Genomic DNA, 15,296 nt, shown 5'->3' with positions numbered 1-15,296 from the left:
GGGTCTTTTTTTATTGGCGCGAGGATTTCGATGCGTGCACCGGGCGGCCGGAGGCGTCGCGCCCGAAGCGGCGCGGCAGGTATGACGGCGGGGCATGCCCGCCGTGCCTGCGTCAATGGCGGTGCGACGTCCTCGTTACCGGGTCGGCCTTCACGGCCGGCGGCGTGTCCGAGTCTTCATTGCTGCGCGCCCAGAAGAACCGGTCGGGCAGGTACGCGCCCATGCCGGGCCGGAACGCGTCGCGCACGGCCTGGTACAAGTATTCCTGTGCCTCGCGAACCGCTTCGGGCGGTTCCTGGCCGTTTGCAAGCAGTGCCGCGATCGCCGCGCCGAGCGTGTCGGTGATACCCATCAGCCGGTGCGGCGAGCGATCCCACATGTCCTCGCGGAGCTGGCCTTCCTCGCCGTACAGCGTGTTGACGAGCCGGTGCGAGCCCGGCTCCGACGACAGGATGTACTCGCAGCCCTGCGACAGCAGGTGCGAGACGGCCGCGTCGAGATTCGGTGCCTCGGCGTCGCCGTCCGGCTGCGCGAGCGCGATCAGCGTCGCGTAGTCGGCGACCAGCAGCGTGGTTTGCGGCGCCAGCAGGTCGGCGATCGATTCGCGCAGGTCGTCGGCCGCGAGCACGTGTTCGTCGTCGAGCGTGAAGTCCGGCGCGAGCACGAGCGGCACGCCGTCGTAGTCGGCGACGACCTCGGCGATCGCGCTCACGACTTCCGCGCGCGTCGCCGCGCCGATCTTGAACGCGGCAACCGGCATGTCTTCGAGCAGCATGCGCGCCTGCGCGGCGACGACCTCGGGGTCGAGGCCGGTCACTTCGTCGCAGGCGGCCGAGTCGCGCACGGTGTAGCCCGTCAGGACGGATACGCCGTGACAGCCCATGCTCGCCAGGGTCATCAGATCGGCTTGGAGGCCGGAGCCGCCGGTGGGATCGGACAGGCCGAAGGTGAGGACGATCGGAGGGGCGTTGCTGGACATGTAAAAATGGGGCAAGAGAAAAACGGGAAAGCGACGGAGATGCGGACGGCGAGGCGAGTGGCCATTTTTGGCCCTGTGTTGCCCGGCAGGCCGCACTTTTCAACCATTATGCGGTGGAATCCGGCCCGCACGACGGATTTTTTAGCGCAGCGCAACGTAGTCGCGGTCCTCCAGCGTGATTGCTAGGCAGTCCGGCCCCGACACGGTACCATCATGGCTCCCGAATTTACCGACTTTTCCCGACGCGGCTAAGATGGAATACAAGAGCTGGATGTGCCTGATTTGTGGCTGGATTTACGACGAAGAAGCCGGGCTGCCGGAAGAGGGCATTGCCCCGGGCACGCGCTGGGAAGACGTCCCGATCAACTGGACGTGTCCCGAATGCGGCGCCCGCAAGGAAGACTTCGAGATGGTCCAGATCTGACCGGACCGCTGGCCCACGGACACCCCGCTCAGGCCTCGCATCGGCCCGGCGCTCGCGCGCCGCGGGTGGTGCGAGCGACTTGACGATGACAGGCGCGCGTGTCCATGACGTCCGATCCGGCGAACGTTCCCCACCCTGACGCACTGCCCAACCCGCGTGGCGGGGCCGTGCGCGCGGCCGACGCGTGGCTTGCGGCGGCCGCCGACGCATTCGGGCGGCACGACGATGCGGCAACACCGCTGTCGGCCGCCGCGGCCGTGCTGGCGGAAGCCGGCTGGCTGCCTGCCGCCCGGTTCGCCGGGCAACTGGCGGCCGCTGTGCCGCTGGTCGCCGCCGAGCCGACTTCGGCCGGCTGGCGCGCCGCGCTGCGCGACTTTCGTGCGGCCGTCGGGCGTCACAACCTGCGCGAGCTCGCCTGCTCGCCCGTTCTCCTCGACCATTTCCGTGCATTGCGTGCGCAAAGCGCCGCCGACCTGCGCGCGAGCGCACCGCTCGACGCGCTCGCGCTCGTCGGCCGCGCGGTGCCGCCGGCCACGCTGCGCGCGCTGCCCGACGCATTCGCGGCCCGGATCCGCGCCCGCTACGAGCAGGCGCTGCTAGGCGCGCTGCGCGCGGAGCACGGCGCGCCCGACGCGGCGCTGGACGAACTCGACGCGATGCAGGTCGCGCTGACCGACGACGGGCCGTACGATTTCTGGCGGCTCGCGAACGCGTGCCTGCGCGCGCTGCGCGCCAGCGGCGCGCCCGAGCTGAAGCGCTTTCTCGCGCGGACCAACCTGCTGCTCGGCGAGCATGCGCAGGGCCGGCGCAGCGCACCGCCCGAGTTCGTGCGCGAAACGGTGGCGCTGTTGTGGCGCGATTTCGCGCTGTTCGGCGCTGCGGCGGAAGACGTTGCGCTCGTCGACGTGCTGCACGACTACGGATTGACGGTCGACTGGCACGTCGCCGGCACGCCGGCGTCCGAGGCGCTGTGGGAAGCCGATGCCGCGCGGGCCGAGCACGACGCGGTCGCCGTCGCGCCGACCCGTGCGCTCGGCGTCGTGACCGTCAACGCGCATGCCTATGAGGATTTCCTGCAGACGGCCGATGCGTCGATGGTCGACCTCGCGGCCGACCCGGCCAGGGCCGACGCAGGTGCTGCGTGGCACGCGTCCGGCGCCGCGTACCGGGTCGGCACGGCCGCGTGCGCGCTCGGCCTCGGCCACGCGGCACTGCTGGCCGATACGCTCGGCCTCGCGTGGCGCCGTGCCGCCCACGGCGTGCCGCTCGCCGACGGCGGCCTCGACGCGCACGGCCACGCGTCCGACATGCTGCGCGCGGCGCTGCTGAAGATCGCGGCTGGCGTTGCACCGCCGGACCTCACCGCGGCGTCCGAAGCGCTCGGCACGGCGCTCGGCCGGACCTGACGAACAAGGGGACGGACACATGGCGGCGCCCCTTGTCGCGCGGGCCTGCAACACGCTGCCGACAGCGCCCGCGCGCGTGTTAGAGTGCCGTGTGATCCGCGCGCGCCGTTGCCAGCGTGGCGCGGCGTTGCTTGTTGATCGCGGCCCGGTCAGGTCGCGGCGTCTTTGCTAAAATTCAAACCATGTCAAAGCCTTCCGATCGCATCAATCTCACCAACCAGTTCCTGATCGCCATGCCTAACATGGCCGATCCGACGTTCTCGGGAACGGTGGTCTATCTTTGCGATCACAGCGAGCGCGGCGCGCTCGGCCTCGTCATCAATCGTCCGACCGACATCGATCTCGAATCGCTGTTCAACCGCATCGACCTGAAGCTCGACATCGAGCCGCTGCTGCACATTCCCGTGTACTTCGGCGGCCCGGTCCAGACCGAGCGCGGCTTCGTGCTGCACGAGCCGGTGGAGGGCGCGAGCTACAACTCGTCGATGTCCGTCGACGGCGGGCTGGAGATGACGACGTCGAAGGACGTGCTCGAGGCGGTCGCGACGGGCACCGGCCCGAAGCGCTTCCTGCTGACGCTCGGCCATGCCGGCTGGGGCGCAGGGCAGCTCGAGGAAGAAATTTCCCGCAACGGCTGGCTGACCGTGGCCGCCGATCCGCGCATCGTGTTCGACACCCCGGCCGAAGAGCGCTTCGAAGCCGCCCTCGGCCTGCTCGGCGTCAGCTCGGCGATGCTGTCCGGCGAAGCAGGGCACGCATGAGTGGCGCGAGCGCGCGCGATGCGACGCTCCTGGCGTTCGACTACGGCGAAAAACGTATCGGCGTCGCGGTCGGCAACGCGCTGACGCGCTCGGCCCGTGCGCTCCTCGTGATCCAGAACCTGAACCGCGAACACCGCTTCAAGGCGGTCGGCGACCTGCTGGCCGAATGGCGGCCGGACGCGCTCGTCGTCGGCCTGCCGATGCATCCGGACGGCACGCCGCACGACATGACGCAGCAGGCGAAGCGCTTCGGCAACCAGCTGAACGGCCGCTTCGGGCTGCCCGTCACGTGGGTCGACGAGCGCTATTCGTCGGTCGAGGCCGAGGCCGGGCTGCGCGAGCGCAACGTGCGCGGCCGTGCCCGCGCGGAGATGCTCGATGCCGAGGCCGCGCGCGTCATCCTTCAACAGTATCTCGATCAATTGTCCGACCATGAGCACCATTGATGCCGAGGCGCTTTACCGCGTCCTGCTCGACCAGATCCGCGCCGCGTACGGCGCGGCGTTCGCCGAACCGGGCGGCCCGCGGCTCGCCGGCATTCACAGCGGCGGCGCATGGCTGGCCGAGCGCCTCGCACGCGATCTCGGCGCACCGGCGTTCGGCGTCGTGAACGTCGCGCTGCATCGCGACGACTACGCGAAGAAGGGGCTGCACAGCCAGGCCAGCCCGACGTCGCTGCCGTTCGAGATCGACGGCGCGCGCATCGTGCTCGTCGACGACGTGCTGTACACCGGACGCACCGTGCGCGCGGCGCTCAACGAACTGTTCGACTACGGCCGTCCGGCCGCGGTCGAGCTCGCGGTGCTGGCCGATCGCGGCGGCCGCGAGCTGCCAGTCGCTGCCCGCTTTGCGGGCGGCACGCTCGACGTGCCGGCCGGCGCGACGCTCGTGCTCGCGCGCGACGACGCGCAGTTCACGCTGCGCGTCGAGTCGCACGGCACCTGAACGACACGCGAACCGTATCCCGGGCCGCTGGTTTGCACCGCGGCCCGTTTGCATAGTTGGAATCACGCACATCATGACCACCGACACCACTGGCCGCACCGGCAATCCCGCTGCGGCCACGAGCCCCGACCGGTTCCGCTACGGTTTCCTGAAGGGCAATCCGCAGCTCACGAAAAACGGCGAGCTGAAGCACCTGCTGTCGATCGAGGGCCTGCCGCGCTCGATCGTGAACCACATCCTCGATACGGCCGAGCAGTTCGTCAGCGTGACGGACCGTGAAGTGAAGAAGGTGCCGCTGCTGCGCGGCAAGTCCGTCTTCAACCTGTTCTTCGAGAACTCGACGCGGACGCGCACGACCTTCGAGATCGCCGCGACGCGCCTGTCGGCCGACGTGCTGAACCTGAACATCAATGCGTCGTCGACGAGCAAGGGCGAATCGCTGCTCGACACGATCAACAACCTGTCGGCGATGCATGCCGACCTGTTCGTCGTGCGCCATGCGTCGAGCGGCGCGCCGTACCTGATCGCCGAGCACTGCGCGCCGCACGTGCACGTGATCAACGCCGGCGACGGCCGCCATGCGCACCCGACGCAGGGCCTGCTCGACATGTACACGATCCGTCACTACAAGCGCGACTTCACGAAGCTGCGCGTGGCGATCGTCGGCGACATCCTGCATTCGCGCGTCGCGCGCTCCGACATCCACGCGCTCACCACGCTCGGCGTGCCGGAAGTGCGCGCGATCGGCCCGCGTACGCTGCTGCCGGGCGGTCTCGAGCAGATGGGTGTGAAGGTGTTCCACGACCTCGACGAAGGGCTGAAGGGCGTCGACGTGATCATCATGCTGCGCCTGCAGAACGAGCGGATGAGCGGCGCGCTGCTGCCGTCCGCGCAGGAGTACTTCAAGACGTGGGGCCTGACGCCCGAGCGCCTCGCGCTCGCCGCGCCCGACGCGATCGTGATGCACCCGGGCCCGATGAACCGTGGCGTCGAGATCGATTCGCAGGTCGCCGACGGCCCGCAATCGGTGATCCTCAACCAGGTCACGTTCGGCATCGCCGTGCGGATGGCGGTAATGGGCATCGTCGCCGGCAACAGCGATTGAGCCCGCTTTCGCGCATCCTTATTCACGCAATCAACGCATTCACAGACAGCGCATGAAGATTCATATCAAAGGCGGCACGCTGATCGATCCGGTCGCCGGCACCGAGCGGCAGGCCGACGTATTCGTCGCGGCCGGCAAGATCGCCGCGATCGCCGAGGGCGGCAAGGCGCCGGCCGATTTCAACGCCGCGAAGACCATCGACGCGTCGGGACTGGTCGTCGCGCCCGGCCTCGTCGACCTGTGCGCGCGGCTGCGCGAGCCCGGCTACGAACACAAGGCGACGCTCGCGTCCGAGATGGCTGCGGCCGTCGCGGGCGGCGTCACGACGCTCGTGTGCCCGCCGGATACCGACCCCGTGCTCGACGAGCCGGGCCTCGTCGAGATGCTCAAGTTCCGCGCACGCAACCTGCACCAGGCGAACGTGCACCCGCTGGGCGCGCTGACGGTTGGCCTCAAGGGTGAAGTGATCACCGAGATGGTCGCGCTGACCGAGTCCGGCTGCGTCGGCTTCACGCAAGCGAACGTGCCGGTACGCGACACACAGGTGCTGCTGCGCGCGCTGCAGTACGCGAGCACCTACGGCTACACGACGTGGCTGCGTCCGGTCGACGCGTTCATCGGCCGCGGCGGCGTGGCCGCGAGCGGCGCACTCGCGTCGCGGCTCGGGCTGTCCGGCGTGCCGGTCGCGGCCGAGACGATCGCGCTGCACACGATCTTCGAACTGATGCGCGTGACGGGCGCGCGCGTGCACCTTGCACGGTTGTCGTCCGCGGCCGGCCTTGCGCTCGTGCGCGAGGCGAAGGCCGAAGGGCTGCCCGTGACCTGCGACGTCGGCGTGAACCATCTGCATCTGATCGACGTCGACATCGGCTACTTCGATTCGCAGTTCCGGCTCGATCCGCCGCTGCGCAGCGAGCGCGATCGCGAAGCGATCCGCGTGGCGCTCGCCGACGGCACGATCGACGCGATCTGCTCCGACCACACGCCGGTCGACGACGACGAGAAACTGCTGCCGTTCGGCGAAGCGACGCCCGGCGCGACGGGGCTCGAGTTGCTGCTGTCACTGACGCTGAAGTGGGCGGACGAGACGCGTACGCCGCTCGCGCAGGCGCTGCGCCGCATCACGTCCGCGCCGGCCGACGTGCTGAAGCTGCCGGCAGGCCGCCTGTCCGAAGGCGGCGCGGCCGACCTGTGCGTGTTCGACCCGCGCGCGCACTGGCGCGTCGAGCCGCGTGCGCTGAAGAGCCAGGGCCACAACTCGCCGTTCCTCGGCTACGAACTGCCGGCCACCGTGCGCGCGACGCTCGTGGCCGGGCAGGTCGCGTTCGAGCGCCCCTGAACCACGCCGGACCCTCGCCATGACCGCCCTTCGCAAGCTGCGTCTCGTTTTTCACCTGTTGCGCGGCATGGCGATCGTCGCGCTGCGTTTTTCGCACGTCACGCCCGCGCACCGCGCCGAGATGACGCGCCGCTGGACGCTCAAGATGCTGCGCATCTGCGGGATGCGCCTCGTCGTCCACAACGACGGCGCGCGCCTCGACGCGAGCGCGCTCGTGGTCGGCAACCACGTGTCGTGGCTCGACATCTACGCGGTCAACGCGTGGCGGCCGACGCCGTTCGTGTCGAAGGCCGAGGTGCGGCAGTGGCCGGTCGTCGGCTGGCTTGCCGAGAAGCTCGACACCGTGTTCCTGCAGCGCGAGAAGCGCACCGAGGCGATGCGGATCATGCACGAGATGGCCGAGCGCCTGCGCAACGGCGGGCTCATGTGCGTGTTTCCGGAAGGGACGACGTCCGACGGTCAGGAACTGCTGCCGTTCCATGCGAACCTGTTCCAGTCCGCGGTATCGGCCGGCTGCGCGGTGCAGCCGATCTGCCTGATGTACGAGGATGCGCAGCGGCGGCAGTCGGTCGCACCGGCGTACACGGGCGAGCTGTCGCTCGGCAAGTCGCTCGACATGGTGCTGCGCGGCGGCCCGCTCGTCGTGCATCTGTACGTGTGCAATCCGATCGCGCCGGGCGGCGACCGGCGGGCGACGTCCGCCGCGGCGCGCGACGCGATCGCGGCTGCGCTGGCGACGTTGCAGGAGAAAGTCGGCAAGCCTTCGGCCGAGTCGCTCGCGGAACTGCAGAAGCATGCGTATCCGGCGACCGAACTCGGTGGCGGTGCGACGGGTGATGCGGCGGCCGATGAACCGGTGCCGGGGCGCGAGGGCTGACGCGCTCGCACGGGCTGTGTGCCGTAACCGGGAGCGCTCAGTCGGGATGGTCGGTGATGCGCCGCGTCTCGATCTCGAGGGCCCCGGATGTGTGTTGCCTGACGACGACATAGTCGTCGTATTCCGGTTGTTCCGACGAATACGCGCTCAGGTACGCGTGATTGTCCCAGTGAGAAATCTCCGGTGACGATGCGCGCTGGTAGACGTCCGACGCGAGGCGGTCGTCGTTCTGCTGCTCGTGCGGATACCAGTCGAGATGACGGCCGTCGAACGGCGTATAGACGCGCATACCCTGCTTCAGGCGCCGGAACGGCTGCGCGGAGCGATGCACGGCAAAGGTCGTGTCGATCGGTGCACGCAGGTACGCAATTTCCCGGCCGCCGATCGCGCCGATCTCCGGGCGCTGGTGCCAGAACTGGCTGATATGGCGGTTCATCACGCGCCCGAACAGTGGATAGCTCCTGCGGATGTCGTCGATCTTCAGCATCGGCCCGGCGCACTCGATGTCCGGAAACGCATTCAGCAACTCGAGATAGACCGCGATGGCGTCGGGGCTCGATGCGGCGAGGTCGATATCGCAGTCCGTCACGATGTACGGGCCCGGCTCCCGGGACGAAAACACCGCCGACACGGTTTCATCGACGAGATTCAGTTCGTTGGCATCCGAAATCGCGGCTCGCCTGAACACGCGGATCCCATCGTGCTCGAGTTCGTCGAGCACGCGCAGCGTTTCCGGATCATTGCTGCCGTTATCGTGAACGGCAATCTCGACGGGCACGCGCTGCCGCCGGTACGACGCGATGACGCGTCGGAGCATCGCCCCCCGGTTGTACGAAATGACGATCAACGGCAGTGGCCGGAATCCCGGTTCGCCGGGTAGCGCTTCCCGAAGGCCGAGCGTTGCCGGCAGGTACCGGCGGCCTTCGCGTCGACCGTGCTCGAGATAGTGCTGCGCCGGGTCCACACCCGCAGCGCGTACGTCGGGATGCAACAGCAGATAGGCTTCGGCGGAAAAGTCGGGAGGCAGGCTGCTCATCGGTGTCCTCGGTGTGCGGATAGCGCGTACTTTCCGGAATTTGCCGCGCGAAGTCGCGGTGCGGTTCCGGAACGTTCACGCCGTGTCGTGCGACGGCCGGCGCTCATTCGCCCGGCGTGCCGCACGCTTCGCACTGCACCTGCGTGACCGTGCGCTGCGCCGGGTCGGCGGTCAGCCGTACGGCCGACAACCGGTTGCCCCACACGCAGCCCGAATCGAGCGCGACGACGTTGTTGCGCAACATCAGGCCAAGCGCGGCCCAGTGCCCGAACACGACCGTCACGTCCTCCGTGCGGCGCCCCGGCACGTCGAACCACGGCAGGTAGCCGGGCGGCGCACTGTCCGGGCCGCCGTTGGCCTTGAATTCCATTGCGCCGTCCGGCGTGCAGAAGCGCACGCGCGTGAACGCGTTGAACGCGACGCGCATCCGGTCGCGCTTCTTCAGATCAGGGTGCCATTGATTCGGCTCGTTGCCGTACAGCTTCGCCAGCGTGTCGCGCCAGTCGGGCGCGCGCAGCGCGCGCTGGAGTTCGTCCGCGAGTTCGAGCACGAGCGTGGCGTCCCATTGCGGCAGCACGCCCGCATGCACGAGCAGCATCCCGTGCTCCGCGTGCACGAACGGGCGATGGCGGACCCAGTCGAGCAGTGCATCGGCATCCGGCGCGTCGAGGATCTCGCCGATCGTGTCGCCCGGACGTTCGGTGCGCAGCCCGGCGGAGACCGCGAGCAGGTGAAGATCGTGATTGCCGAGCACGACGGTTGCGCGCGGGCCGAGGTCGACGAGCGCGCGCAGCGCGGCGAGGGAACCCGGCCCGCGGTTGACGACGTCGCCGGCGATCCACAGCGGCGTGTCGGCGGGAGGCGAAAGCTTTTCGAGTAGCGACTGGAAAGCAGAATGACAGCCTTGGATGTCGCCGATGGCGATGGGGGTGCGGGTCATGGGGCAGCGGATTTTGCGAGTATCGGCAACACGGGAAAAATCATCCATTCAATGCAGCGCTGCGCAATTTGTGTTCCGCAACAATTGGTTGATTTGGCAAGAAATTTCATGCTCGGAAAGGGTTCGATGCGCTGTATCAAGTTGTTAGCGGCATGGCTTTTGCAGGGGGCGGCTCCCTATAATTGTCCTTTTCCCCAACAAAATTAGCATTTCATGACTTTGAAGGCCATGTCGACCGGTTAAAATTCCCGGTCTGACGTAGCAATCACAAGTTACTAGCATTTGCGAATCTGATGTGGCCGACGCCTGAAGACGTCTGCCGCACATTATTTGAGGGAGCCTCATGATCCTGGTTACGGGCGGCGCGGGTTTTATCGGTGCCAATTTTGTACTCGACTGGCTGCGCGCATCCGACGAAGCCGTGCTCAACGTTGACAAGCTGACGTACGCAGGGAACCTGCGCACGCTGCAGTCACTGGACGGAAACCCGAAGCACGTGTTTGCGCGCGTCGACATCTGCGACCGTGACGCACTCGACGCGCTCCTGGCCGAGCACAAGCCCCGCGCGGTGCTGCACTTCGCCGCGGAAAGCCATGTCGATCGCTCGATCCACGGTCCCGCGGATTTCGTGCAGACCAACGTCGTCGGCACGTTCACGCTGCTCGAGGCTACCCGCCAGTACTGGAACGGCCTGAACGATGCCGACAAGGCGGCGTTCCGCTTCCTGCACGTGTCGACCGACGAGGTGTTCGGTTCGCTGTCGGCCACCGACCCGCAATTCTCCGAGACGACGCCATACGCGCCGAACAGCCCGTATTCGGCGACGAAGGCGGGTTCCGACCACCTGGTGCGCGCATACCACCATACGTACGGTTTGCCGGTGTTGACGACGAACTGTTCGAACAACTACGGCCCGTATCAGTTCCCCGAGAAGCTGATTCCGCTGATGATCGCGAATGCGCTCGCGGGCAAGCCGCTGCCGGTGTACGGCGACGGCCAGAACGTGCGCGACTGGCTGTACGTCGGCGACCACTGCAGCGCGATCCGAGAAGTGCTCGCGCGCGGCGTGCCCGGCGAGACGTACAACGTCGGCGGCTGGAACGAGAAGAAGAACCTCGAAGTCGTGCATACGCTGTGCGACCTGCTCGACAAGGCGCGCCCGAAGGCCGCGGGTTCGTACCGCGACCAGATCACCTACGTGACGGACCGGCCCGGCCATGATCGCCGCTACGCGATCGATGCGCGCAAGCTCGAACGCGAGCTCGGGTGGAAGCCTGCGGAAACGTTCGAGACTGGTCTGGCCAAGACGGTCGACTGGTATCTCGACAACCAGGTCTGGGCCGATGAGGTTGCATCGGGCGAGTACCGCAAGTGGGTCGAAACGAACTACGCGAAACGCGCTTGAGGAGAGGAGCGATGGCACGTAAAGGCATCATTCTCGCCGGCGGCTCCGGCACGCGGCTGTATCCGATCACGCACGTCGTATCGAAGCAGCTCCTGCCGGTGTACGACAAGCCGATGATCTACTACCCGCTGTCGACGCTGATGATCGCGGGCATTCGCGACGTGTTGATCATCTCGACGCCGCAGGACACGCCCCGTTTCGAGTCGATGCTCGGTGACGGCAGCCAGTGGGGGATGAACATCCAGTACGCGGTGCAGCCGTCGCCCGACGGTCTCGCGCAGGCGTTCATCATCGGCAAGGAGTTCGTCGGCAACGATCCGTCGGCGCTGATTCTCGGCGACAACATCTTCTACGGGCACGACCTGGCGAAGCAGCTCGAGCGCGCGCATGCACAGGAAACCGGCGCGACCGTGTTCGCGTATCACGTGCACGATCCGGAGCGTTACGGCGTCGTCGAATTCGACAAGTCGTTCCGCGCGCTGTCGATCGAGGAGAAGCCGGCAAAGCCGCGTTCGAACTACGCGGTGACCGGCCTGTACTTCTATGACAACCGCGTATGCGACATCGCGGCCGACATCAAGCCGTCGCCGCGCGGCGAGCTGGAAATCACCGACGTCAACTCGCGCTATCTCGACAACGGCGCGCTGAACGTCGAGATCATGGGGCGCGGCTATGCGTGGCTCGATACCGGCACGCACGATTCGCTGATCGAAGCCGCCAGTTTCATCGCGACGCTGCAGAAGCGGCAGGGCCTCGTGGTCGCTTGTCCGGAAGAAATCGCCTATCGCCGCAACTGGATCGACGCGGAGCAGGTGCTGAAGCTTGCACAGCCGCTGGCGAAGAACGCATACGGTCAGTACCTCAAGAACATTCTCACGGATCAAGTCGCATGGCCATCCAAGTAACGGCAACGGCGCTGCCCGAAGTCAAGATCATCGAGCCGAAGGTGTTCGGCGACGCGCGCGGGTTCTTCTACGAAAGCTTCAACGGGAAGGAATTCGCCGAGCAGGTCGCACCCGGCGTCGAATTCGTGCAGGACAACCATTCGCGCTCGTCGAAGGGCGTGCTGCGCGGCCTGCATTATCAGATCCAGCACGCGCAGGGCAAGCTCGTTCGCGTCGTCGAGGGCGAAGTGTTCGACGTCGCCGTCGACATTCGCAAGGATTCGCCGAACTTCGGCAAGTGGGTGGGGGTTGTCCTGTCGAACGACAACCATCGGCAGCTGTGGGTGCCGCCCGGTTTCGCACACGGTTTCGTCGTGCTGTCGGAGGCCGCGCAGTTCCTTTACAAGACGACCGACTACTGGTTCCCGGAGCACGAGCGCAGCATCGTGTGGAACGACCCGGAGATCGGGATCGAGTGGCCGATCGATTTCGAGCCGCTGCTGGCGGCGAAGGACGCGGCCGGCAAGCGTTTGAGCGAAGCCGAAGTTTATGCGTGAGGTGGGTGTGACTCCTGAACCGACGATCCTCGTGACGGGTGTGAATGGCCAGGTCGGGTTCGAACTGCTGCGCTCGCTGCAAGGCCTCGGCCGCGTGGTGGCGTGCGACCGCTCGATGCTCGACCTGTCCGATCTCGATCGGGTGCGCAGTGTCGTACGCGAGCTGAAGCCGTCGATTATCGTGAATCCGGCCGCGTACACGGCCGTCGACAAGGCCGAGACGGATGTCGACGCCGCGCGTCGGCTGAATGCCGAAGTGCCGCGTGCTTTTGCGGAGGAGGCGGCGCGTCTCGGCGCAGCGCTGGTTCATTATTCGACCGACTATGTGTTCGACGGGACCAAAGACGGTGCCTACGTCGAAACGGATGCGACCAACCCGCAGAACGTGTACGGGCTGACCAAGCTCGAGGGCGAGCAGGCCATCGCGGCGACGGGTTGCGCGCACCTGATCCTGCGGACAAGCTGGGTGTACGGCCGGCGCGGCAAGAACTTCCTGCTGACGATGCTGAAGCTCGGCAGCGAGCGTCCGGAACTGCGCGTCGTCGCGGATCAGGTCGGTGCGCCGACGTGGTCGAAGACGATCGCCACCGCGACCGCGCACGTCGTCGCGCAGGCATTGGCGGCCGATGATGCGGACTGGTGGGCGCAGCGTTCCGGTGTCTATCACTTCACGTCGGCTGGCGCCACGTCGTGGCACGGGTTTGCCGAGGCAATCTTCGCCGACGCGATGGGCGAGCGTGCGCCGAAGGTGCTGCCGATTCCGGCGAGCGACTACCCGGTTCCCGCCAAGCGTCCGTCCAATTCGCGACTGTCGCACGACAAGCTGACCGAAGCATTCGGGTTGCGGTTGCCGGACTGGGCCGATGCGCTGAAGCTGTGCCTGAGTGAGTAACTTGAATCAGAATTCCGCGGATCAGGAGCGGGCCGGTGTCGTGATCGTGTTCTACCGACCGGATAGCGGCTGTGTGGCTCGTGCGAACCGGCTCGCCAAGGTATGGCCGTGCGTGGTGGTCGATAACACAGAGACCGTGTCCACGTCGGAGGCGCTCGGGCTGGACCGGCGAATCGACTATGTCGCCAACGGCGCGAACCTCGGGATTGCGACGGCGCTCAACCAGGGTGTCGAGCGCCTGATCGAGGCCGGCTGTACGGCAGCATTGCTGTTCGATCAGGATAGCGAACCATCCAGCGAATTGCTGGTTGAGCTGCCTCGAACATTGGCGGCAGAACGCATGACCAATCATCGCGTGGCGCTCGTCGGACCGGCGTACGAGGATGCACGGTTGGGCGGGGTCGCGCCGTTCGTTCGATTCGGCTACTTGAAATTGCAGCGAGTTCAGCCCGACGGCGTAAAGCCAATCGACGTCGATTTCCTGATTACATCGGGCTCGTGCGTGAATCTCGAGACCTGGCGCGACATCGGACCGATGGACGATGCACTGTTCATCGACTTCGTCGATCTCGAATGGTGCGTCCGAGCTCGCGCGAAAGGCTATTCGGTACTCGGGGCACCCGCGTTGCGGTTGAAGCACGAACTGGGTGGCGAGCCGGTGAAGTTCTTCGGGCGGAGCTACCCGGGGCACAGCGCGGTTCGGCATTACTATCTGTTCCGCAATGCGATCGCACTGATCCGGCGTTCCTACGTGCCGTGGAGCTGGAAGTCGACCGAGCTGGTCAAGATGCCGGTCCGGTTGGCGATCTATGCGTTGTTCATGCAACCACGAATGGCGCACCTGCGACTTTCGCTTCTTGGAATCTGGCACGGATTGTCCGGACGCTCGGGGGAGCTGTAATCCATCGATTACGGCAGGTTCCAGGATTTGTCGTCTAACTATTTATTATTGAAGAATCGCATGCTCACTGTCGCAATTGCAGACCTTAAACAAAGCATCGTGTCCTGGCGGTTATGGACGCTGCTCGGCTGGCTGGAGATCCGGCAGCGCTATGCGCGCTCGCGGGTCGGTCCGTTCTGGCTGACGATCAGCATGGGCGTCATGATCGGGTCGTTGGGCGTCGTCTACGGCACGCTCTTCGGTCAGGACATGCACGCGTACCTGCCGTTCCTTGCCGCGAGTCTTGTGATGTGGGGGCTGCTTTCGCAGACGATTCAGGACGGTAGCGTCGCCTACATCAACAGCGCGTCATACATCAGGCAAATGGCGACGCCGAAGCTGATCTACATGCTGCAGGTGGTGTGGCGCAACCTGATCGTGATGACTCACAACGCGGTGATCATCGTCGTGCTTCTGGCGGTGTTTGGCGTGAAGAGTTGGGAAACCCTGCCGTTGTTCATTCCCGGCCTGCTGCTGTACATCCTGAACATTCTCTGGATTGCGATGACGGTCGGCTTGCTGTCCGCGCGCTTTCGCGATCTTCCCCAGATCATCTCGGCGTTGCTGCAGGTTGCGTTTTACGTGACGCCGATCATCTTTCGTCCCAACGCATTGAACCGCTATACCTTCATCGTTGAGTGGAATCCGCTCGCCTATCTGATCGATGTCGTACGCGGTCCGTTGATCGGGCAGGCGCCGAGTGCGCTGACGTGGGGGGTGACGGCCGGCATGGCCGCAGTAGGCTGGATTGTCGCGTTGTGGCTGACCGGTCGTTATGTGAAACGTATCCCGTACTGGGTTTGAGG

Annotated in this window: 16 protein-coding genes and 1 pseudogene; 14 read left to right on the top strand and 3 right to left on the bottom strand. The window is 66.3% G+C overall.

Features of this window, described 5'->3' with window-relative positions:
• Nucleotides 1–112: 112 nt before the first annotated feature.
• Nucleotides 113–979: a hydroxymethylpyrimidine/phosphomethylpyrimidine kinase gene (locus HWX87_RS22960; protein ID WP_176049423.1), complete on the bottom strand. Its 867-nt coding sequence runs from the start codon at nucleotides 977–979 to the stop codon at nucleotides 113–115.
• Nucleotides 980–1,232: 253 nt separating this feature from the next.
• On the opposite strand from HWX87_RS22960, the gene HWX87_RS22955 reads away from it, so the two are divergent.
• The 8 genes and pseudogenes from HWX87_RS22955 to HWX87_RS22920 form a co-directional block, all read left to right on the top strand.
• Nucleotides 1,233–1,403, top strand: coding sequence for a rubredoxin (locus tag HWX87_RS22955; RefSeq protein WP_004186709.1), 171 nt, complete (start codon nucleotides 1,233–1,235; stop codon nucleotides 1,401–1,403).
• 104 nt (nucleotides 1,404–1,507) lie between these two features.
• A complete protein-coding gene (locus tag HWX87_RS22950) occupies nucleotides 1,508–2,809 on the top strand; it encodes a hypothetical protein (RefSeq protein ID WP_176049422.1) in 1,302 nt (433 codons plus the stop codon).
• 182 nt (nucleotides 2,810–2,991) lie between these two features.
• A complete protein-coding gene (locus HWX87_RS22945) occupies nucleotides 2,992–3,570 on the top strand; it encodes a YqgE/AlgH family protein (RefSeq protein ID WP_175919008.1) in 579 nt (192 codons plus the stop codon).
• On the top strand, nucleotides 3,567–4,016 hold the full coding sequence (gene ruvX, locus HWX87_RS22940; RefSeq protein ID WP_176049421.1) for a Holliday junction resolvase RuvX: 450 nt from the start codon (nucleotides 3,567–3,569) through the stop codon (nucleotides 4,014–4,016). Before HWX87_RS22945 ends, ruvX begins: the two co-directional genes overlap by 4 nt.
• Nucleotides 4,003–4,515: a bifunctional pyr operon transcriptional regulator/uracil phosphoribosyltransferase PyrR gene (gene pyrR, locus HWX87_RS22935; protein ID WP_176049420.1), complete on the top strand. Its 513-nt coding sequence runs from the start codon at nucleotides 4,003–4,005 to the stop codon at nucleotides 4,513–4,515. The genes ruvX and pyrR overlap by 14 nt, the downstream gene beginning before the upstream one ends.
• A 73-nt stretch (nucleotides 4,516–4,588) precedes the next feature.
• Nucleotides 4,589–5,620, top strand: a complete 1,032-nt coding sequence (locus HWX87_RS22930; RefSeq protein ID WP_176049419.1) for an aspartate carbamoyltransferase catalytic subunit — start codon at nucleotides 4,589–4,591, stop codon at nucleotides 5,618–5,620.
• Between the two features lie 52 nt (nucleotides 5,621–5,672).
• A complete protein-coding gene (locus HWX87_RS22925) occupies nucleotides 5,673–6,959 on the top strand; it encodes a dihydroorotase (protein ID WP_176049418.1) in 1,287 nt (428 codons plus the stop codon).
• A 19-nt stretch (nucleotides 6,960–6,978) separates the two neighbouring features.
• Nucleotides 6,979–7,722: pseudogene (locus HWX87_RS22920) on the top strand (lysophospholipid acyltransferase family protein); the annotation flags it as partial.
• Nucleotides 7,723–7,873: 151 nt separating this feature from the next.
• On the opposite strand, the gene HWX87_RS22915 reads toward HWX87_RS22920, so the two are convergent.
• Together HWX87_RS22915 and HWX87_RS22910 are read right to left on the bottom strand one after the other, a co-directional pair.
• Nucleotides 7,874–8,872 carry a glycosyltransferase gene (locus HWX87_RS22915; RefSeq protein ID WP_176049416.1) on the bottom strand — a complete coding sequence of 333 codons (999 nt, stop codon included), beginning with the start codon at nucleotides 8,870–8,872 and terminating at the stop codon, nucleotides 7,874–7,876.
• 103 nt (nucleotides 8,873–8,975) lie between these two features.
• Nucleotides 8,976–9,812 (bottom strand): symmetrical bis(5'-nucleosyl)-tetraphosphatase, encoded by an 837-nt coding sequence (locus HWX87_RS22910; protein ID WP_176049415.1) that lies wholly within the window; start codon nucleotides 9,810–9,812, stop codon nucleotides 8,976–8,978.
• Between the two features lie 343 nt (nucleotides 9,813–10,155).
• Between HWX87_RS22910 and rfbB the strand changes: the two genes are divergently transcribed.
• Genes rfbB through HWX87_RS22880 form a run of 6 tightly spaced genes read left to right on the top strand, consistent with a single transcriptional unit; the run spans nucleotide 10,156 to nucleotide 15,294 of the window.
• Nucleotides 10,156–11,217 carry a dTDP-glucose 4,6-dehydratase gene (gene rfbB, locus HWX87_RS22905; protein ID WP_174433676.1) on the top strand — a complete coding sequence of 354 codons (1,062 nt, stop codon included), beginning with the start codon at nucleotides 10,156–10,158 and terminating at the stop codon, nucleotides 11,215–11,217.
• An 11-nt stretch (nucleotides 11,218–11,228) separates the two neighbouring features.
• Nucleotides 11,229–12,122, top strand: coding sequence for a glucose-1-phosphate thymidylyltransferase RfbA (rfbA, locus tag HWX87_RS22900; RefSeq protein ID WP_176049414.1), 894 nt, complete (start codon nucleotides 11,229–11,231; stop codon nucleotides 12,120–12,122).
• Nucleotides 12,107–12,658 (top strand): dTDP-4-dehydrorhamnose 3,5-epimerase, encoded by a 552-nt coding sequence (rfbC, locus tag HWX87_RS22895; RefSeq protein WP_011544743.1) that lies wholly within the window; start codon nucleotides 12,107–12,109, stop codon nucleotides 12,656–12,658. The genes rfbA and rfbC overlap by 16 nt, the downstream gene beginning before the upstream one ends.
• On the top strand, nucleotides 12,651–13,550 hold the full coding sequence (rfbD, locus tag HWX87_RS22890) for a dTDP-4-dehydrorhamnose reductase (RefSeq protein ID WP_176049413.1): 900 nt from the start codon (nucleotides 12,651–12,653) through the stop codon (nucleotides 13,548–13,550). Before rfbC ends, rfbD begins: the two co-directional genes overlap by 8 nt.
• Complete coding sequence (locus tag HWX87_RS22885) at nucleotides 13,543–14,451, top strand: glycosyltransferase family 2 protein (RefSeq protein WP_176049412.1); 909 nt, start codon at nucleotides 13,543–13,545, stop codon at nucleotides 14,449–14,451. Before rfbD ends, HWX87_RS22885 begins: the two co-directional genes overlap by 8 nt.
• Nucleotides 14,452–14,511: 60 nt before the next feature.
• On the top strand, nucleotides 14,512–15,294 hold the full coding sequence (locus HWX87_RS22880; protein ID WP_176049411.1) for an ABC transporter permease: 783 nt from the start codon (nucleotides 14,512–14,514) through the stop codon (nucleotides 15,292–15,294).
• Nucleotides 15,295–15,296: the final 2 nt, after the last annotated feature.

It is taken from the genome of Burkholderia sp. BCC1644, assembly GCF_902833225.1.
Classification (GTDB): Bacteria; Pseudomonadota; Gammaproteobacteria; order Burkholderiales; family Burkholderiaceae; genus Burkholderia.
Note: the sequence above shows the minus strand (reverse complement) of the source record. Positions and strands in the feature narration are given on the sequence as shown.

Coding starts and splice junctions, on each gene's coding strand:
- HWX87_RS22960 (WP_176049423.1), bottom strand. CDS start 979: ATGTCCAGCAACGCCCCTCCGATCGTCCTCACCTTCGGCCTGTCCGAT.
- HWX87_RS22955 (WP_004186709.1), top strand. CDS start 1,233: ATGGAATACAAGAGCTGGATGTGCCTGATTTGTGGCTGGATTTACGAC.
- HWX87_RS22950 (WP_176049422.1), top strand. CDS start 1,508: ATGACGTCCGATCCGGCGAACGTTCCCCACCCTGACGCACTGCCCAAC.
- HWX87_RS22945 (WP_175919008.1), top strand. CDS start 2,992: ATGTCAAAGCCTTCCGATCGCATCAATCTCACCAACCAGTTCCTGATC.
- ruvX (WP_176049421.1), top strand. CDS start 3,567: ATGAGTGGCGCGAGCGCGCGCGATGCGACGCTCCTGGCGTTCGACTAC.
- pyrR (WP_176049420.1), top strand. CDS start 4,003: ATGAGCACCATTGATGCCGAGGCGCTTTACCGCGTCCTGCTCGACCAG.
- HWX87_RS22930 (WP_176049419.1), top strand. CDS start 4,589: ATGACCACCGACACCACTGGCCGCACCGGCAATCCCGCTGCGGCCACG.
- HWX87_RS22925 (WP_176049418.1), top strand. CDS start 5,673: ATGAAGATTCATATCAAAGGCGGCACGCTGATCGATCCGGTCGCCGGC.
- HWX87_RS22915 (WP_176049416.1), bottom strand. CDS start 8,872: ATGAGCAGCCTGCCTCCCGACTTTTCCGCCGAAGCCTATCTGCTGTTG.
- HWX87_RS22910 (WP_176049415.1), bottom strand. CDS start 9,812: ATGACCCGCACCCCCATCGCCATCGGCGACATCCAAGGCTGTCATTCT.
- rfbB (WP_174433676.1), top strand. CDS start 10,156: ATGATCCTGGTTACGGGCGGCGCGGGTTTTATCGGTGCCAATTTTGTA.
- rfbA (WP_176049414.1), top strand. CDS start 11,229: ATGGCACGTAAAGGCATCATTCTCGCCGGCGGCTCCGGCACGCGGCTG.
- rfbC (WP_011544743.1), top strand. CDS start 12,107: ATGGCCATCCAAGTAACGGCAACGGCGCTGCCCGAAGTCAAGATCATC.
- rfbD (WP_176049413.1), top strand. CDS start 12,651: ATGCGTGAGGTGGGTGTGACTCCTGAACCGACGATCCTCGTGACGGGT.
- HWX87_RS22880 (WP_176049411.1), top strand. CDS start 14,512: ATGCTCACTGTCGCAATTGCAGACCTTAAACAAAGCATCGTGTCCTGG.